Consider the following 18,331-nt stretch of genomic DNA (forward strand, 5'->3'; position numbering starts at 1 on the left):
GCTGTTACGGCCGCGTCCAGCTGCATCTTTGGTTTCGCTTTCAGTTCGCATGACTCCTGCCCCGCCCATCACTACTTCCACATCCGCTGTCTCGCCACCCTCGGCTTCGCTGCTCCAGCGCCTGGGCCTCGACTGGTTTCTGCTGGCGCTGCTAGCCGTGGTGGGGCTGGCGTACCTGCAGCCGGGCATCGGCAGCAAGGCCAGCGCGGTGCCGTGGGGCAGCATCACCACCGGCGGCGTGGCCCTCATTTTCTTTTCGTACGGGCTGCGCTTGAGCCCCGAAAAGCTACGAGCCGGCATGCGCAACTGGCGCCTGCACGCGGTGGTGCAGCTCAGCACGTTCGTGCTTTTTCCGTTGCTGGCGCTGGCAGTCAGGCCCCTGTTTGCCGGCGCACCTGAAGACGCGCTTTGGGCCAGCATTTTCTTTCTCTGCACGCTGCCCAGCACGGTTTCTACCTCGGTGGTGATGGTCAGCATTGCGGGCGGCAACATGCCGGCAGCCATCTTCAACGCCAGCATTTCCAGCCTGCTGGGCATCCTGCTCACGCCCATTTGGGTGAGCCTGGTGCTGCATACCGGCGCGGCCGACGGCAACCTGGGCGGCCTGGTACTCGATCTGGCTCTGCAGGTGCTGCTGCCGGTGGTGCTGGGCGTGCTGCTGCACCCGCGTTTCGGTGCCTGGGCCGAGGCCCACAAGGCCGGTCTGCGCGTGTTCGACCAAATCATCATCCTGCTGATGGTATTCACCTCATTTTGCGAGTCGTTTGCGCAGGGCGTGTTCCGCAGCTACGGCTGGGGCGAGGTACTGGGCCTGGGCGCGGGCATGGTGGCGCTGTTCCTGCTTGTGTTTGGCCTCATTACGCTGGTGTGCCGCCTGCTGGGCTTCTCGGCCGAAGACCGGATTGCGGCCGTGTTCTGCGGCTCCAAAAAATCGTTGGTGCACGGCACGGTGCTGGCCAAGGTGCTGTTTGCCGGCACCGTGGCTACCGGCGCGCTGCTGCTGCCGCTGATGCTCTACCACGCCCTGCAAATTGTGCTGGCCAGCAGCATTGCGCAGGCCCAAGGCCGCCGAATGGCCGCCGCGGTTTCAGCCGCCGGCTAGGTATGCCAGCAGCGGCAAAGTGTTCCAGCAAGGCATAGGCATTGAAGTCGCCACTTTCATCCCATTTTTCCGGTCATTCGTCCCAACTCGTTTCGGCCGCACGGTGGGCGCAGTATTCTTGCTGGCGAAAGGCCTCTGGCGGATGAGCGCCAAGGCCCGGTTGTTTCACTTGCCTTGCTGCTCTGTATGCTTGCCGTGCCCGTCTTTGCCAAAATCCTGAACGTTTTCGCGCCCGGCGCCGATCCGCTGCCTTCCGATTCGCGCAGCATCGTGCGCGACCTACTGCTGGGCGGGGCGCTGTGGTTTATGAGCCTGCTGCTGCTGGTAGCAGCAGAGGCCCCCAACGAGCTGCGCGTGTTCTGGGGGACGCTGGCGCCCGTTGCCATTCTGCTGCACGTGCTGGCCAGCCGCTACCTCATTCCATCGTCGCTGGGCAGTTCGCGGCCGTTCTGGAATTACCTGCTGAAAACCTTTCTCGTGCTGGTGGGCTCGGTGCTGCCGGTGGGGCTGGTCATCGTCATCATCACCAGCAACACCGACGCCGCTATTGCCTTCAACCTCTTTCAGGTGGCTTTTAACCTGGTCGTTACGGCGCCGCTTTCGTGGCTGGTGTTTCGCCGCCGCCTGCGCCGCCACCAGGCCGTGACGGGGCTGCAGCAGGAGTTGGGGCAGTCGACGGCCAACCTCGATTTGCTTCGCTCCCAGATCAACCCGCACTTTCTGTTCAACGCCCTGAACACGCTCTACGGCACGGCGCTGCAGGAAAACGGCGAACGAACGGCCCAGGGCATTCAGATGCTCGGCGACATGATGCGCTTCATGCTGCACGAAAACCACCAGCCGCGCATTCTGCTGGCCCGCGAAATCGAATACCTGCGCAACTACATCGACCTGCAAAGCCTGCGCACCGCCACCTCGCCCGGCATCAGCATCGACGCCCACCTGCTGGAGGTGCCGGCCGGCGTGCAGATTGCCCCCATGCTGCTGATTCCGTTCGTGGAAAACGCTTTCAAGCACGGCATCAGCCTCCAGCACAAGTCCTGGATTAAGGTAACGCTGCACTGCGAAGGCCACACCCTGTACTTCGATGTGTACAACAGCACCCACGAGCGGCCCGCGCCCGGCCTGGCCGATGATGCCTCGGGCATTGGGCTGGCCAACGTGCAGCAGCGCCTGGCCTTGCTCTACCCCGAGCGCCACGAGCTGCTCATTCGCCAAACCAAGGAAGAGTATTTTGTGCACCTGACCGTGCAGCTCTAGTCTGCTGCACCGACCGCCTTATCTTGCCCGCTTCACCTTTCCTGCATCCATGAAGGCCATTGCCATCGACGACGAACCCATTGCCCTGGACGTGGTGCGGGCTTTGGCGGCCAAAGTGCCGTTTGTGGAGCTGACAGCGTGCTTCACCGATGCTTTTGAGGCCCTGGCTTACCTGCAGCGGGAACCGGTGGAGTTGCTCTTCCTCGACATAAACATGCCTGATATTTCCGGGCTGGAACTGGTGGGCAGCCTGCCCCGCCGGCCGCTGGTGGTTTTCACGACGGCCTACGCCGAGCACGCCGTGCAGGGCTTTGAGCTTGACGCTATTGATTACCTGCTCAAGCCTTTTTCGCTGGCCCGTTTTGTGAAAGCCTGCAACAAGGCCCAGGAGCTACTGCAGCTGCGCGCGGCGGCCCCTGCCCCCACCCCGGCGCGCGACTACCTTTTCCTGAAAACCGGCTACGAGCAGGTAAAGGTGCGCTTCGCCGAAATACTGTACCTGGAAGCAGCCGGCAACTACATTACCGTCGTGCTGCCCGACCAACGCCTGCTCACCCGCATGACCATGCAGGAGGTGTTGGCCCTGTTGCCGGCCGAGCAGTTTGCGCGGGTGCACCGCTCCTACGTCGTCAATACCGCCCGCATCGACCGGATTGAGCGGCACCAAGTGGGCGTGCAAGGCCACCCGGTGCCGCTGGGCGCCGCCTACCAGGACCAGTTGCGGCTGGGTTGAACCGCCGCCCTCAACGGCCTAGGTAACGCCCCAGCTCCGACAACGACCCAATGCCCAGCTCCCGCGCCTGCCGCTGCCGCATGAGCAAGGCGTAGGTGTTGTTGAAGCCCAACGGCGGCAGCCACTCCAGCCCGTAGCGCCGCCGAAACTCCCGCTGCACGTAGTCGAACACCGCGGCGGGCTGCCCTCCCAGCGAATCGAGCGTAGCCACCGACGGCTGCAGCAGCACTTGCAGGCCGGTGCCGGTGTATTCCGGGTACATATCGATGGCGCCGCTGCGCAGGGCTTCGAAGCAGATGGTAGTGCCGCCGAGGCCGGTTTTGGTTTGCACGTCGAGGTCCGTCGCGCCGCGGATGAGGGCCGCGTACATTTCTACCAGAATGTACTGCTCGGCAAAGATTTTGGAGCCCAGCCGCACCACGGCCGCGCCCGGCACTAGCGTCCGTGGGGCACGCCACAGGCCGCGCCGCCGCAGAAACGCTTCGGCCACAGCGCGCGGCGGCTCGTGCAGGTAATCGACGCGGTAGTTCAGCTCGGTCATCACCGAATCGGAGAGCTGGCCGGCCAGTTGGTTGAGCACCGGTAGCAGCCCGGGGTGTGCCCGCAGCACAGTCGGGCGCACCACCGGGGCGGCGAAGTAGGGCGGAAACACGCGCCGGTCGTCGCGCAGCACCTGCAGGTCGTAGGCCCGAATGCGGCCGTCGGTGGAATAGCCGTCGATAACGTCGACATCGGCGTGGCGGGCGGCCTCGTACACCAGCGCCGGGGCCAGCACTACGCTGGGCAGGCGGCGCAGACCGTAGGCGCGCTGCAGGCTGGGCAGGCCATCGGCGCGGCCCACAAACTCGGGGCTGAAGCCGGCTTGCAGCTTGCCGCCCGCCCGTGGCAACAGGTAGAGCACACCCAGCAGCGGCAACAGCACCAGCAGCCCCACGCCCACGCGCACCAGGCGGCGGGCGCTCAGCCGCTGCAAGCCGGCCAGTGCGGCATCAAAAGCCACGGCTAGCGCCGCAGCCGGCAATGCTCCGGCCAGAATCATAACGGGGTTGTTCAGGGCAATGCCCCCGAAAATGAACTCGCCCAGCCCACCGGCCGCCACGTAGGCTGCCAGTGTGGCCACGCCCACCCCAATAACCGTGGCCGTGCGGATGCCCGCAAAGAGCACCGGCAAAGCCAGCGGCAGTTCCACGCGGCGCAGTATCTGGCCGTTGGTAAGGCCCAGGCCACGGGCCGCTTCTACCACGGCGGGGTTTACGCCCTGAATGCCGGCCACGGTGTTGCGAATGATGGGCAGCAGCGAATAGAGCAGCAGCGCCACAATGGCCGGCGTGGCCCCAATGCCGAGCAGCGGAATCAGGAAACCGAGCAGGGCAATGCTGGGCACGGTCTGGAGCACGCCCGCAAACCCCAACACCGCCGGTGCCCAGCGCGGGCGACGCGTGAGCCAGAGGCCCAGCGGCACGCCCAGTAGCACAGCCAGCAGCAGCGCGGCCGCCGTCAGGCCAATGTGCTGCAAGGTTTGCTCACCGAGCTTGCCGGCCTGTAGGCGCCAGAATTCCAGCAGTTCGGTCAGCGTGTCCATGCGTGTTCGGTTTGCAGGGCTTGTTCGAAGGCTTCCATCAGCGGCCGCATTACCGGTGCGGTTGGCTGCGGTAGTTGTTGGAGCGGGTCGGCGGCCTGTGTGTCCGTCAGCGCTTCCAGCGCCGCGTGCACCGAGGTTTCCGGGGGCCAGGCGTCAAAGGCTGTTGGTTCCAACAAAAACGGGCGTATGTCTTTCAGCGTGAGGGTGCGCATCTGTAGCTGCAGGCGCTCGGCGGCAAAAAACCGGCGCACAAAGTCGGTGGCGGGCCGAAACAGCAGCTCCCGCGGCGTGCCCAGTTGTTGCACGCGGCCGGCGTCGAGCAGCAAAATGCGGTCGGCCAACTCGAAGGCTTCAGCCACGTCGTGGGTGACGAGGACGATGGTTTTGTCGCGCAACTCTTCCAGCTCTCGAAACTCGCGGCGAATCCGGGCCCGCGTGACCGGGTCGAGGGCGCCGAAGGGCTCGTCGAGCAGCACGATGGGCGGATCGGCAGCCAGGGCACGGGCCAATCCCACACGCTGCTGCTGCCCGCCCGACAGCTCGTGCGGAAAGCGCGCCGCGTACCGCTCGGGCGGCAGGTGCAGGCGCGTGAGCAACTCGTGGGTGCGCGCCGCAATGGCAGCAGGCGCGTGGCCGAGCAGCCGCGGCACCACGGCCACGTTGTCGGCCACGGAATAGTGCGGCAGCAGGCCCACCTGCTGAATGACGTAACCGATACCGCGCCGCAGCTCTTCGGGGCGCTGTTGGCGCACGTCGCGGCCGTTGATTTCCACGGTGCCGGCGTCGGGTTCCACCAAGCGGTTGAGCATCTTGAGCAGCGTGGTTTTGCCGCAGCCCGAGGGCCCGAGCAGTACCAGTGTTTCGCCGGCAGGCAGCGAAAAAGAAACGTCGTGTACGGCGGCGTGCGCGCCGAAATGCTTGGTGAGGCCGCTGACGCGGATAGCGGGTTCGGGGAGGATTTCGGGCATAGTTGAGGCCGGTAATGTACGGCTTGCGGGTGGTTTCGGCGGCGCCCGCCGGCGTCTGTCGGCGGCCGAAGTAGCCGGAGCCTCAGCAGGTGTTAGCGCCCAGACCAGCGAACTGGCCTCAGGGCGGCCGGTATGCTGGCCGGCAGCAGGCAACCCTGCGGGCGGCTCGGGCCGAGTGAGGCGGCAGTGCGCTGCCCAATAGGCGCCCCGTTGTATCTTGCCTGTTGGCCGCGGGCCCGGCACTGGACCGGCAGCCCCTCTCCTTCTTCTCTCTCCACCCACATGAAAAAACTCGTTTACTCGCTGCTCGTCGCCAGCACCCTGCTTGCGCTGCCTGCCTTTACGCCCGCTCCCGCCCCGGCCGGCGCCCCCACGGCTACCGGCCGCAAAGACGCCGCCGAAACCTACACCGTACAAACCCAGCTGAGCAGCCTGGGCTGGCTGGCCAAGAAAGTAGGCGGCCAGCACCACGGGGCAGTGCCCGTGAAAGAGGGTGCGGTGCAGGTAAAGGGCAAGCAGATTGTGGGCGGCAGCTTCACCTTCGACATGGCAGGTTTAGTTGTGGAAGACACTGAAAGCCCGCGCCTGCTGGCTCACCTGAAATCCGACGATTTTTTCAGCACTGAGAAGAATCCTACGGCCACCTTCGTCATCACCAGCCTGAAACCCATCAAGAACGATGACCGGGGCAACAACGCCGAGGTGACGGGCAACCTCACCGTCAAGGGCATCACGAAATCGATAACCTTTCCGGCCAAAACCGGCGTGAAAGACGGCCTGGCTTCGGCCACGGGCACCACCACCATCGACCGTACCCAGTTCGACATCAAATACCGCTCAAAGTCCCTGCTCGATACGGCCGCCGATAAGGTCATCGACGACCTGTTCATCATCAGCTTCAACATCATTGCCAAGAAAGAAGCTCGCAGCTAGGCTGGCTGCTGGTGGTAAGCACCCGCGCCCGGGCTGCCTGTCGGCGGCCCGGGCGCTTGGTTTTTAGGCGTGTTTCGCGAAGATGCTTAGGTCGGTCAGCGCCCCGACGGCTCCAACTCCGGCTTGGCCGGCATTGGCCGCTCTACGGCGCCGCCGATGGGTGCCAGCGGCTGCAGCAGGCGAATGACGAGGGCGGTCCAGCCGGTTTGGTGGCTGGCGCCGAGGCCGTGGCCGTCGTCGCCGTGGAAGTACTCGTGGAAGAGCAGGTAGTCGCGGAAGTGCGGGTCGCGCTGTAGCAGCTCGTCGTGGCCGAAGGCGGGGCGGCGGCCTTCGGTGTCGCGGCGGAAGATGCCAGTGAGGCGCTCGGCCAGGGCGTTGGCCACGCCGTTCAGGTTCAGGTACTGGCCCGAGCCGGTGGGGTATTCTACCGTGAGCGTGTCGCCGTAGTAGAAATGGAAGCGCTGCAAGGCCTCGATGATGAGGTAGTTGATGGGGAACCACACCGGGCCGCGCCAGTTGGAGTTGCCGCCAAACAGGTCGGAGTTTGACTCGCCGGGCTCGTAGCGCACCTCGAAATCGGCCTCCGGCGTGTTGTACACATACGGGTGCTCCAGGTGGTGCCGCGACAAAGCCCGAATGCCGTAGTCGGAGAGAAACTCGGTTTCGTCGAGCATGCGTCGGAGCAGCTTTTCGAGGCGGTGGCGGCGCAATAAACTCAGCAGGTGCCGCTCGCCCTTGCCCGGCTCCTGCCAGCGCGACACCAGGGCCGAGAGTTGCGGGCGGTTGTCGAGCAGCCAGCGCAGGCGCTGGGTAAAGGCGGGCATGGCTTCCAGCAGCTCTTCGTCGAGCACTTCCACGGCAAAGAGCGGAATCAGGCCCACGATGCTGCGGACTTTGAGCTTGATGCGTTCATCGTCGGGTAGGTGCAGCACGTCGTAAAAAAACTGATCTTCTTCGTCCCAGAGGTTGAAGCTGCCGTCGCCGGCGCGGGTCATGGCCTCGGCGATGTAGAGGAAGTGCTCGAAGAACTTGCCGGCAATGTCCTGGTACACGGGGTTGGTTTTGGCCAGCTCCAGGGCAATGCGCATCAGGTTGAGCGCGTACATGGCCATCCAGCTCGTGCCGTCGGCCTGCTCGATGTAGCCACCGGTGGGCAAGGGCGCCGAGCGGTCGAACACGCCGATGTTGTCGAGGCCCAGAAAGCCGCCCTCGAAGATGTTGTGGTTGTTGCGGTCCTTGCGGTTTACCCACCAGGTGAAGTTGAGCATCAGCCGGTGAAACACCGACTCCAGGAACTCGGTGTCGCCGCGGCCGTCGTTGAGCTTCTGGTCCATTTTGTACACGCGCCAGGTGGCCCAGGCGTGCACGGGCGGGTTCACGTCGCCGAAATTCCACTCGTAAGCCGGCAGTTGCCCGTTGGGGTGCATGTACCAGTCGCGGGTGAGCAGGCGGAGCTGGTTTTTCGCAAACTCGCTGTCGACGACGGCCAACGGAATGCAGTGGAAGGCCAAGTCCCAGGCCGCGTACCAGGGGTACTCCCATTTGTCGGGCATCGAAATGAGGTCGGCGTTGTGGAGGTGCTGCCAGTTGCTGTTGCGGGCGCGGCGGCGCTCGGCAGGCGGCAGGTCCACGGCCGGGTCGCCGTCGAGCCACTGCGTCACGTCGTAGTAGTAGAACTGCTTGCTCCAGAGCATACCGGCCACGGCCTGCCGGTAGATGTTGCGGGCGTCCGGGTCGGGCTGGGTTTCCTGCAGGCAGTTAAAAAACGCGTCGGCCTCGCCGAGGCGCTGGGCAAACAGCTGGTCGAAGTCGGCGAACGGCTCGGCCAATTCGGCCTTGCTCAGGCGCAGGCACACGCGCTGCGAGGCCCCCGGCGCCAGCGTAAGGGAGTAGTGCGCAGCCACTTTGGTGCCTTGCTGCGCGGGGTTCACCGCCGCTTGGTCGCCTGCTACAATGTAGTCGTTGATGCCGTCCTTGAAGTAATGGCCTTCGGGTGCTTCGAGGTCGTAGAGCCGCGCGCCGTTGGTCTCGTTGTCGCAGAAGAGCAGCTTGGGGCTATCGGCGCAGTAAAGGTGGTAGCGGCCCAGGTCGCGGTGCTCGGCTTGTACGGTGGCAGGGCCGTTGCTGTGCAGCTTGGGGCGGTACCCGTCGTAGCCCCAGCTCCAGGTGTTGCGGAACCACAGCTGCGGCAGCACCTGCAGCGGTGCGGTTTTGGGGCCGCGGTTGTGCACCGTTAGCTGCACCAGCAGGTCGTCGGGCCCGGCTTTGGCGTATTCGATGAACACGTCGAAGTAGCGGCCCTGGCTGAAGATACCGGTATCGAGCAGCTCGTATTCGGCTTCCTGCCGACCGCGGCGCGCGTTTTCCGCCAACAACCGCTCGTAGGGGAAGCGCCGCTGCGGATACTTGTAGAGCATCTTCTGGTAGGCGTGCGTGGGGGTGCTGTCGAGGTAGTAGTAGCACTCCTTCACGTCTTCGCCGTGGTTGCCCTGGCCGTTGGTGAGGCCGAAAAGCCGTTCCTTCAGGCACGGGTCGTGGCCGTTCCAGAGGCCCACGCCGAAGCACAGCAACTGCTGGTCATCGGAGAAGCCGCCAAGGCCCTCTTCGCCCCAGCGGTAGGCGTAGCTGCGGGCCATGTCGTGGGTCACGTGGCCCCAGGCGTTGCCGTCGGGGCTGTAGTCTTCGCGCACCGTGCCCCATTGGCGTTCGGTGAGGTAGGGGCCGAACTTCTGCCAGGGTGCCGTCCCGGCTTTGTTTTCGGCTAAGCGTACTTGTTCCTGCGTCATGGATATATGGGCCAGAAGCCCGCCGCGGCGGGTGCTGAGTCGTTGGTTGGGAGAGCGGCTGCATGGCTAATCCGTCGTCACTGAATCCTGGGGAGAGGGCTCTTTCGCGTCTGCGCTACATGCAGCTGACCGGCAAGTGTACGTAATGCCCCGCACAGATTGTTGGAACAGCCGAGCACAAGCACCGCGCCAACAACTTCTGCAAACGTTTGCACTTAAGCCAGTTAACAACTTTACACCACAGCCAACACGCTTACTATCCGCCCTGCTTTCGGCGCAAGCAAACCGACTGCAACCTAGCCTGACGCCGTGCTAACCAAGGTTTTCGTGCCGTTGCGGAACCGGGAACCAAGTGGCGTAGGGAGCCCGCGGTGAGCGACTGGAAAACTTTTATGTAAATATTTCGCGCTCAGCAAAATCGGGGCGGATTATATTGTCTGTATCTGGAACTATCCGAGGACGCATTTGGCTTATGCGGCCGAACATTTCCCATTCAATATGCTTGATGTGCAGTTGGCCGACGCTGGCTTTTTCCCCATCTCGTGGCCCGAGGCACCCGACCAGCTTCCTGGCACCACCTACGTGCGGCCCGGCCGGCGCGAACTGGTGCGGGTATTTCTGGCCCACAACCGCTCGGAGGTGGCTATCTACACCGGCCGCGACTTACGCAGCACCCAACTGGTGTACCGCGGCCCAACCGCCGACGCCGCGCTTCTGCAGCAGCTCTGCGCGCCATTCGCCAACTCCAGTCCGCAGCCTATCGAAAACTAATACATTCTCGTGCTTCGCTGCCCAATACAACGGCGCCCCGCTGGCAGTAGCCAACGGGGCGCCGTTGCGTGGTATAAGTGCGGCAACTACTTACGCTAAGAGCAATTAAGCCAGCTGCTTGCGGCGGCCTTCCAGAATGCGGAAGAACGAACGGGTGTTGATTTCCTCCTTGGTAAGGCCAGTCGCTACAATTTCCTCCTCCGAAATGGCGCCGCAGTTCAGGGCTTTCAGGAAAAAGTTGAGCAAGCCCTGGCCGGTGGCGGCGTCGTCGAAAATGTCGCCCGTCAGCGTCGAAATGGCGGCACGCTCCACGAAGGTCTTCAGGCGGTGCACCGCGTCGTCGTAGCTGCTCAGGAAGAAGTTGTAGGTAGCCGCGTAGCGCATGGGCAGCTGCGCGGGGTTCAGGTCCCAGCCTTGGTAGAGGCCGTTGATGAGCGAGTGGGTGGTGTGGTGGAAACCCTGGCGCCAGGCGTTGTGCACGGCAGCGCGGTTTTCCTTCATCTGCTCAAACGTGAGGTTGTCGCCGCGGTGCGGACCGATGGGCATCACGTTGGTGGCGCCGTCGGAGAGAAAAATGCCGGTGCCGCCGAGGGCCACCTTGGTCATGTGGTGGGCAAAGTCGCACACCGGGTGGGCCATGGTCTGGTACTTGGCCGTGATGCCCGCCGAGGCCGTGTAATCGTAGGTGCCGAAGTGCGCGGCCACGCAGCGCCCCTCGCTGGCCCGGATGATGCGCATGAGCGGATTGCGGCCTTCCTCGTCCATGATGATCTGGGTGGCCTCCACCATTGTCTCCATTTTCAGGGTGCCGGGCGCGAGGTTGTTGGCCTGCTCGATCAGCTCGAAGAGGCGCACCATCGTGGTCATCTGCTCCGGAATGGTCACTTTGGGCAGCATCACCACGAAGTTGTCGGGCAGCTTGCCGCCGGTTTTTTCCAGCAGCGTGGTCAGGAAGATATCGAGCGTGCGCACGCCCCGGCCCTTCAAATCTTCGGTGAAGGGCTTGATGCGAATGCCGATGAAGGGCGAAATTGTGCCGTTCTGCATGCCCAAAGCCAGCTCGCCGGCGGCCTGCACGGCCGTGGCGTCTTCCTCGGCATCGGGCCGGTTGCCGAAACCGTCTTCAAAGTCGATGCGGAAGTCTTCCACCGGCTCGCGCTGCAGCTTGCTCACGATTTTGTTGTAAACCGAGTAGGCCAGCCACGCCGGTTCCTGCTTGCGCTCCTCCGCCGACATAGCATCGAGCTTGGCCGTGAGGGCCGCAATGTCCTTTTCCGAGGTGGGCAGGTATTCGTGGTTTTTCAACTGCAGCACGTTGGCCAGCTCCACAAAGTTGGGCGCGTAGGTACGCAGGTTGTTGAGGGCAATGTCGCCCATGCGCACGCAGGTATCGGCCTTGAAGAGGTTGGCGCCGCCGTACACGGTGTGCACCGGCTGGCGGTCGGGTTTGTCGCCGGGGTAGGTTTGCTGGAAACGCCGGTTGGCCTCGCCGAGTTGGTCGAGCAGTTGGGTTTTGGCGGCGTCCTGGAGGCTAAGCTTCATGGTTGGGGAAAGCGGAAAAGTGGGCTATTCTTCAATCTGGGCAAACTGGGCAATGTGTTGTTCCACATGCGCCCGAACAATGGCCGTCTGGCCGTCGATGATGTCGTAGAAACGATTTTCCAGCGGCACAAACTCCTGAAAATCTTGGTAGAGAGCTGAAAATTCAGGAATGGTGCGCTGCCGCTCCAGGTACTCCCGATGAGCCTGGTAAATGCGTTTGGCGTGGTTTACTAGTTCGGCAAGGTCACTTGCGCCCCACCCGGCCAAATCCTTCGCAAGAGGAGTCTCAAACAGATGCGGGCCGTAGCCATTTTGGATGAGCTGGATAAAACCGCCGTTGGTTACCTCCCCATACAAAACGTTAAACAAGATCAATATGCACGCCGCGTTCGAGAACTTATCCATGCGGGTTTCGGGTGTTTCCGGCCGCACATGTCGGTAATAGGCTTGGATAAAGACGTACAAATACTGCCAATCATTGGCCTTGGCCTGTTCCAATTCGGCGGCCGACACCGCAGGCAATGTGACCCACTTGATGCCAATGAGTTCCTGTAGCCTAGATAGAAGCTTCATGAGCCGCGGTAGGTACTGTAGCCGAAGGGGTTCAGCAGCAGCGGAATGTGGTAGTGCTCGGCGGCGCTCAGGTGAAACACGATTTCCACGAACGGGTAGAAATTGGGCGTGCCCTGCCGCTCGAAATACGCCTGCGTGAAGAACTTCATCTTGTACACGCCCGGCGGCAGTTGCTGCTCCTTCGGCAGCAAATCGGGAATGCGGCCGTCCTGGTTGGTGGTGCCACGGGCCAGCTCCTGCCAGGTGTCGCCGGCCTGCTGCGCCGACAAGGCAATGGTGACACCGGCCGCCGGCTTGCCCAGTGTGGTATCGAGAATGTGGGTCGTTATCTGACTCATGCAGCCAACAGCTTTTCCAGCCGGATTCGGGTGATTTTATTCTGCTCGCGGGCCGCAATCAGGATTTCGTCGTCGGGCTTGTTGAGCAGGCGCGCTTGCAGCAAAGCCAGCATTTCCTCGGCCGTTTTGCCGGTGGCAAACACGATGAAGATGTAGCCGAATTTCTGCTCGTAGGCGCGGTTGCCGTCGGCCAGCGCCTGCAGCACGTCTTCGGAGGCGTTTTTCACAGCTGCCTGCTCGCCTTCAGCCCAGTCGCTGGTGCTGGCAAACTTGGCCCGGAGCGACGCCACGTCGCTACCGATTTTGGGGTGGTGCGCAAATGCCTCGCGCCAGTCGTCTTCCGAGAGGCTGTTCCACACGGTGTTGGCGTGGTCCATCAGCGTGTCCGCGTCGGCCACGGGAAACACGGCCAGCATCTGCTGCACCCAGGCCTGCGAGCCGCAGCACTTCTGCAGCGCCTCGGCCAACGCAGGCTTATCGAGTTGGTTGAGTTCGTCTAGGGTCATGGGTTGGGGGAAGGCGTCTTATGGTCAATCGGCCGTCATCCTGAGGCGCAGCCGAAGGACCTTATGCCCGCTGAATGGCCGGTATTATAATGCCTCTTTCTATTGTGAGAAGGTCCTTCGGCTGCGCCTCAAGATGACAGAATGAGCTTACATCACCGTCGGAAAACGGTTGACGTTTTTGTAGTAGATGTACACCGAATCTTCCTGGCCCATGGCCGTGGCCCACTGCTGGCAGTAGGGCGCCATCCAAATGGAGTCGCCTTTTTTCACCGGGTACCAGTGCTGGTCGAGCATGTAAATGGCCTTGCCTTCGAGGTACATCAGGCCGTGCTCCATGATGTGGGTTTCCACCATCGGCAGGTTGCCGCCGGTGCTGTAAGTGAAGATGTTCACCGCCATGTCGAAGCCCAGCTCGTTGGGCAGCAGCTCCTGAATGCGCAGCGCGGGGTCGTTCATGTACACGGGCGCCTTGGCAATGTCCCGCTCGCCGAAGTGCACGCCCGGCACTGCCTGGCCTTCCAGCGGCTCGTACACTTTGTGGAAGGTGAGCAGCTGCGTGCCCTCGGTGGGCCCGGTAAACAAGTAGTCCTTCTCGATGGGCACGTACACGAACTGCCCCTGTGTGAGGCGCCGCTCCTGGCCATCGACGGCCACCTGCACCTGCCCTTCCACCACGTAGAAGAAGATTTGCGCGGCTTTGGTCTGGCCTTCGAGGCGGCCGCCGTCGCGCAGCGTGATGAGCGTTTGGGCCAGGCGGGCGCCCATTTGCTCGTTGATGATGACGTTGACGGTGCAGTTGGTCCAGCCCGGCACGTTGCTGTTGATGTAGCCATCGGGCGCGATGATGGCGTGGTTGCGCTTGACGACGGACCGGGTAAGGGCGGAAATTTCCATGTGGGGAAAGGGAACTGGGAGCTTATGAATCGGGGCTGTCATCCTAAAGCGCAGCCGAGGGACCTGCTCACGTCGGAACGAGTCGTTGCTTCAATGGTCGTTCAGCAGAGGAAAGGTCCTTCGGCTGCGCCTTAGGATGACAATTTCTCCTTCGTTAATAATTGAAGAAGAAACCGCTCGGAAACCTCCAGAGCGGCGGCAATATCGGGCTGCTCCGCGTTTTCGAGCGGGTTGTGGCTGATGCCTTTGTAGCACCGCACGAACAGCATGGTGGCGGGGGCCACGGCCGAAATCGGCACCGCGTCGTGGCCAGCGCCGCTGACCAGCTCGACGACCGGGTGCCCCGCCTCGGCTATGGCTTGGGCCAGCAATTTATTCATTTCGGCATCGCACGCAACCGGCGCGGTCTGCTGAATGGGGTTCCAGGCCACGGTGAGGCCGCGGCGCTGGGCAATGGCTTCGGCTTGGCGGTGCAGTTCGTCGTAGGCCGCGGCCAGGCGGGCGGCGTCGGCGCTGCGCAGGTCGAGGCTGCAGGTGGCTTCGCCCGAAATGACGTTGCTTGCGCTGTGGCGCATATCCAGCTTGCCCACGGTGGCGACGAGGTGCGCTTTGTGGTCAAGGCCGAATTGCTCGACGGCCAGCACAAACTCGGCGCAGCCGGCCAGGGCATCCTGGCGCATGTCCATGGGCACGGTGCCGGCGTGGCCGGCCATGCCGGTAAAGGTGAGGCCCACGCGGCGCTGCCCGGCAATAGCCGTTACCAGCGCCACCGGAATGTTCCGCTCCCAGAGTACCGGCCCTTGCTCGATGTGCGCCTCGAAGTAGCCCAGCCACTGGTCGGCGGGCAGCGCATCGGCGGCCAGCTGCCCGGCGTCGCCGCCCATTGTGGCAATGGCTTCGGCGAGGCTGATGCCGGCGGCGTCGGTACGGGGCAGCAGCGCTTGGTCGAAGGAGCCGGCGGCTACTTTGCTGCCGAGGTAGGTGGTGTGAAACCGCACGCCTTCCTCGTCGCTGAAGGCCATCAGCTCGAAGTGGAAGGGCAACTCCGCCTGCTTTTCGCCTAAATGTTCCAGCAAATCAAGGCCCAGCAGCACGCCCAGCGGCCCGTCGAAGCGGCCGGCGTTTACCACCGTGTCGATGTGCGAGCCGATGACGAAGGTTTTGGCGCCAGGCCGCGGGTTCAGGAGCCGCCCGCGCACGTTGCCGATGCTGTCGATGCGGGTTTGGAGGCCGGCGGCTTCCATCCAGGCGCGCACCAGGGCGCTGCCGCGCAGAAACGCGGGCGTGCCGAAGGTGCGGGTGACGCCGTCGGCGTCTTCGCTGATGGCGGCCAGTTCGTGAATGCGTTGCAGCAACCGGGCTGCGCGTGCGTGGTACTCCTGCATTCCGACTAGCGGGTTAGAATTTGGCCCTGGTTAAGATGGGTGAACTGCGGATTGGCGTAGACCTGAACGCCGTTCAGAAAAGTCTGCTCCACCACGCCGCGCAGCTCCCAGCCAAGGTACGGCGACACTTTGTGTTTGTGGTGCACCGCCTCGGCCTGCACAATGAAGGCCTTTTCGGGGTCGAGCACCAGCAAATCGGCGTCGTAGCCCTTGGCAATCTGGCCTTTTCGGTGCGCCATGCCGATGAGCCTGGCCGGGTTCGTGCTCAGCCACTTCGCCAGCTCCAAGAGCGAGGTGCCGCGCGGCTGGGCGGCAGTCCAGAGCACGGGCAGGGCCAGCTGCAGCGAAGCAATACCGCCCCAGGCCGTAGTGAAGTCGCCGGAGTCGAGCTGCTTTAGGTCGGGCGGCGCGGGCGAGTGGTCGGTGGCCACGAAGTCGATGAGGCCCGACTCCAGAGCCTGCCAGAGCTGCTCGTTGTTGCGCCGCTCCCGAATGGGCGGCGCGCACTTGAACTGCGTCTGGCCGTCGGGAATGTCTTCGGCGTTGAAAAACAGGTAGTGCTGGCCCGTCTCCACTGTCAGCGGCAGGCCTTCGGCTTTGGCGGCGGCTATCTGCGCCAGCGAGTCGGCCGACGACAAGTGCACGATGTGCGTGCGGCAGCCGGTGTCGCGGCACAGCCGAATCATCAGGGCCACGGCGGCGTCTTCCCAGGCTTTGGGGCGCGAGGCGAGATAGTTCGGGTACGAGCGTTTGTCGCGCTGCTTCCACGCGTCGTCGTCCTGGCTCAGCTCGCAGTGCACCAGCAGCGGCAGGCCGTGGCGGGCCAGCAGCGGCATCACCTGGCGCAAGTCGGCCTCCGAGGCGTTCGGAAAATCGTCGATGCCGGAGTGCGTAAGAAAGGCTTTGAAACCGAGTACGCCGGCTTCAACCAAGCCTTCTACATCGGCCGCGTTGCCGGGCACGATACCGCCCCAGAAGCCGCAGTTGGTGTGCATCTGGCCTTCGGTGGCGGCCAGCTTCTGGCGGAAGTTGGCTACCGAGGTCGTCACCGGCGCCGAGTTCAGCGGCATGTCCACGAGCGTAGTCAGGCCGCCGGCAATGGCGGCGCGAGTGGCCGTGTCAAAGCCTTCCCAGTCGGTGCGGCCGGGCTCGTTGATGTGCACGTGCGGATCGATGACGCCCGGCAGAATGGCGTGGTCGCCGAAGTCAACGACGGGGCAATCGACAGCAGTATCGGTGGGCACCACGTCGGCAATGCGGCCGGCTTGCAGCAGCACCAGGGCAGGGCGCACGCCATCGGGCGTTACCACGCGGCGGCTTTTCAGGGCTTGATGTAGCATTCGGGGAAAGTTTCTGTTTACATTGGTAGCCCTTTTAGGGCCAATCGGCTACGGCACATTCGGCGCGGAGGTCAGCTGCGTGGCTGACTGGCCCGCGGCTCCGGCGGCTTGGTCAGCGTGCTTCGGCGGCGCTCAGGCCCTGAAATCTGCTACCACAACCACCTCCCCTTTCCCCGAAGGCGCCGTTTCGGCGCTGCTGCTCCTGTTTGCATGATTCCGTTTCTTACCCTGGCCGTTGTTTTACTCGTTTTTGGTTTGCTGCTGGCCGGCAGCGCTTTTCTTCACCGCCTCGGCGCTGCCGACAAAAAGGGCGGTAATCTAGGTGAAAATGGCTTGACCATGCAAGGTTTTGGCTATGGCCTCACTTTGCTGGCTTTCATCTTCCTATTGGCGGTAATCTACCTCTTCATCGAAGGCACGCCGTGGGAAGGCCACCTGATGGAATGGCTCAACATTGTGGTGCGCCTGATGCACATCACCTTCGGCATTGCCTGGATCGGCGCCTCGTTCTATTTCGTGTTCCTCGAAAACGCCCTCAACCGCACCGACAACGTGCGCGAGGAGCTGGCCGGCAACCTCTGGGCCGTGCACGGCGGCGGCTTCTACTACCTCGAAAAATACAAGCTCGCGCCCAAGCAAATACCCAAAAGCCTGCACTGGTTTAAGTACGAGGCCTACTTCACGTGGCTGTCGGGTTTCAGCCTGCTGTTCGTGGTGTACTACTTCAACGCCGGCTCCATGCTCATCGACCCGAAGGTGCTCGACGTGAGCCCCTTGGCGGGCGTGGGCATCGGCATCGGCTCGTTTGTGGTGGCTTGGCTGATTTATGATTTGCTCTGCAAAACCTCGTTGGTGAAGCGCGGGCTGCTGTTTGCGGTGCTGGGCCTGGTGCTGGCTACGGCCTTTGCCTGGTTCTACTGCCAGGTGTTCAGCGCGCGGGCGGCCTACATTCATTTCGGCGCCATGCTCGGCACGCTGATGGTGGCCAACGTGTTTTTCATCATCATCCCGGCCCAGAAAGCCATGGTGAAGGCCGCCACCCTGGGCCAGCCCCTCGACCCGACGCTGGGCAAAAACGCGCTCAACCGCTCCCTGCACAACAACTACTTCACCCTGCCGGTGCTGTTTGTGATGGTGAGCAACCACTTTCCCAGCACCTTCGGCCATGCCTACCCGTGGGCCATTCTGGCCGCCATTGCGCTGGGCACCGCCGGCGTGAAGCACTGGCTGAACCTGCGCGAAAAGCACCAACCCAGCGGCCTCGTGCTGCCGCTCTCGGCCGGCCTGCTGCTGGCCGTGGCCTTTGTTTCGGCCCCCAAAAACGACGCCGGCGCAGCTGCAGCCTGCACGCCCAACGTGAGCATGGCGCAGGTGCAGGGCATCGTGCAGCAGCGCTGCGTCCGCTGCCACTCCTCCTCCCCCACCGACGACGTGTTCAAGTCGCCGCCCAACGGGGTGGTGTACGATACGCCCGAAGACATTATCCGGCTGAAGGACAAAATCATGCAGCGTGTGGTCGTCACCAAAACAATGCCCCAGAACAACAAAACCGGCATGACGCAGGAAGAGCGGGACCTGATTCGCTGCTGGATTGAGCAAGGCGCTAAGAATCAATAAC

At 63.2% G+C, this 18,331-nt stretch carries 16 protein-coding genes; 6 read left to right on the plus strand and 10 right to left on the minus strand.

Going from position 1 to position 18,331, the window contains the following annotated elements; all coding sequences use genetic code 11:
* Positions 1-49: 49 nt before the first annotated feature.
* The 3 genes from F0P96_RS16430 (at position 50) to F0P96_RS16440 (ending at position 3,095) form a co-directional block, all read left to right on the plus strand.
* Complete coding sequence (locus tag F0P96_RS16430) at positions 50-1,102, plus strand: bile acid:sodium symporter family protein (protein ID WP_151080014.1); 1,053 nt, start codon at positions 50-52, stop codon at positions 1,100-1,102.
* Positions 1,103-1,288: 186 nt separating this feature from the next.
* Positions 1,289-2,362 (plus strand): sensor histidine kinase, encoded by a 1,074-nt coding sequence (locus F0P96_RS16435; protein WP_151080015.1) that lies wholly within the window; start codon positions 1,289-1,291, stop codon positions 2,360-2,362.
* 49 nt (positions 2,363-2,411) lie between these two features.
* On the plus strand, positions 2,412-3,095 hold the full coding sequence (locus F0P96_RS16440) for a LytR/AlgR family response regulator transcription factor (RefSeq protein WP_151080016.1): 684 nt from the start codon (positions 2,412-2,414) through the stop codon (positions 3,093-3,095).
* Between the two features lie 10 nt (positions 3,096-3,105).
* On the opposite strand, the gene F0P96_RS16445 is transcribed toward F0P96_RS16440, so the two are convergent.
* On the minus strand, positions 3,106-4,677 hold the full coding sequence (locus F0P96_RS16445; protein WP_151080017.1) for an ABC transporter permease/substrate-binding protein: 1,572 nt from the start codon (positions 4,675-4,677) through the stop codon (positions 3,106-3,108).
* Positions 4,665-5,645: an ABC transporter ATP-binding protein gene (locus tag F0P96_RS16450; RefSeq protein WP_151080018.1), complete on the minus strand. Its 981-nt coding sequence runs from the start codon at positions 5,643-5,645 to the stop codon at positions 4,665-4,667. Before F0P96_RS16450 ends, F0P96_RS16445 begins: the two co-directional genes overlap by 13 nt.
* Positions 5,646-5,927: 282 nt before the next feature.
* Between F0P96_RS16450 and F0P96_RS16455 the strand changes: the two genes are divergently transcribed.
* Positions 5,928-6,578, plus strand: coding sequence for a YceI family protein (locus F0P96_RS16455; RefSeq protein ID WP_160619903.1), 651 nt, complete (start codon positions 5,928-5,930; stop codon positions 6,576-6,578).
* Between the two features lie 95 nt (positions 6,579-6,673).
* Here the strand turns inward: F0P96_RS16455 and F0P96_RS16460 are convergent, their stop codons facing one another.
* Complete coding sequence (locus F0P96_RS16460) at positions 6,674-9,364, minus strand: MGH1-like glycoside hydrolase domain-containing protein (protein ID WP_151080020.1); 2,691 nt, start codon at positions 9,362-9,364, stop codon at positions 6,674-6,676.
* 498 nt (positions 9,365-9,862) lie between these two features.
* On the opposite strand from F0P96_RS16460, the gene F0P96_RS16465 reads away from it, so the two are divergent.
* Positions 9,863-10,135 (plus strand): hypothetical protein, encoded by a 273-nt coding sequence (locus tag F0P96_RS16465; protein WP_151080021.1) that lies wholly within the window; start codon positions 9,863-9,865, stop codon positions 10,133-10,135.
* A gap of 105 nt (positions 10,136-10,240) precedes the next feature.
* On the opposite strand, the gene F0P96_RS16470 is transcribed toward F0P96_RS16465, so the two are convergent.
* The 7 genes from F0P96_RS16470 to allB form a co-directional block, all read right to left on the minus strand.
* On the minus strand, positions 10,241-11,677 hold the full coding sequence (locus F0P96_RS16470; RefSeq protein ID WP_151080022.1) for a DUF6986 family protein: 1,437 nt from the start codon (positions 11,675-11,677) through the stop codon (positions 10,241-10,243).
* A 24-nt stretch (positions 11,678-11,701) separates the two neighbouring features.
* Positions 11,702-12,250, minus strand: a complete 549-nt coding sequence (locus F0P96_RS16475) for a DMP19 family protein (RefSeq protein WP_151080023.1) — start codon at positions 12,248-12,250, stop codon at positions 11,702-11,704.
* A complete protein-coding gene (uraH, locus tag F0P96_RS16480; RefSeq protein ID WP_151080024.1) occupies positions 12,247-12,588 on the minus strand; it encodes a hydroxyisourate hydrolase in 342 nt (113 codons plus the stop codon). The genes F0P96_RS16475 and uraH overlap by 4 nt, the downstream gene beginning before the upstream one ends.
* Positions 12,585-13,094 carry a 2-oxo-4-hydroxy-4-carboxy-5-ureidoimidazoline decarboxylase gene (gene uraD, locus F0P96_RS16485; RefSeq protein WP_151080025.1) on the minus strand — a complete coding sequence of 170 codons (510 nt, stop codon included), beginning with the start codon at positions 13,092-13,094 and terminating at the stop codon, positions 12,585-12,587. The genes uraH and uraD overlap by 4 nt, the downstream gene beginning before the upstream one ends.
* Before the next feature lie 147 nt (positions 13,095-13,241).
* Positions 13,242-13,988, minus strand: a complete 747-nt coding sequence (allE, locus tag F0P96_RS16490; RefSeq protein ID WP_151080026.1) for a (S)-ureidoglycine aminohydrolase — start codon at positions 13,986-13,988, stop codon at positions 13,242-13,244.
* Between the two features lie 131 nt (positions 13,989-14,119).
* Positions 14,120-15,373 (minus strand): allantoate amidohydrolase, encoded by a 1,254-nt coding sequence (locus tag F0P96_RS16495; RefSeq protein ID WP_151080027.1) that lies wholly within the window; start codon positions 15,371-15,373, stop codon positions 14,120-14,122.
* 5 nt (positions 15,374-15,378) lie between these two features.
* Complete coding sequence (allB, locus tag F0P96_RS16500) at positions 15,379-16,713, minus strand: allantoinase AllB (RefSeq protein WP_151080028.1); 1,335 nt, start codon at positions 16,711-16,713, stop codon at positions 15,379-15,381.
* 210 nt (positions 16,714-16,923) lie between these two features.
* Here allB and F0P96_RS16505 point away from each other — a divergent pair, with 210 nt between their 5' ends.
* A complete protein-coding gene (locus F0P96_RS16505) occupies positions 16,924-18,330 on the plus strand; it encodes a urate hydroxylase PuuD (RefSeq protein ID WP_201743873.1) in 1,407 nt (468 codons plus the stop codon).
* Position 18,331: the final 1 nt, after the last annotated feature.

Source organism: Hymenobacter busanensis, from assembly GCF_008727865.1.
Lineage (GTDB): Bacteria > Bacteroidota > Bacteroidia > Cytophagales > Hymenobacteraceae > Solirubrum > Solirubrum busanense.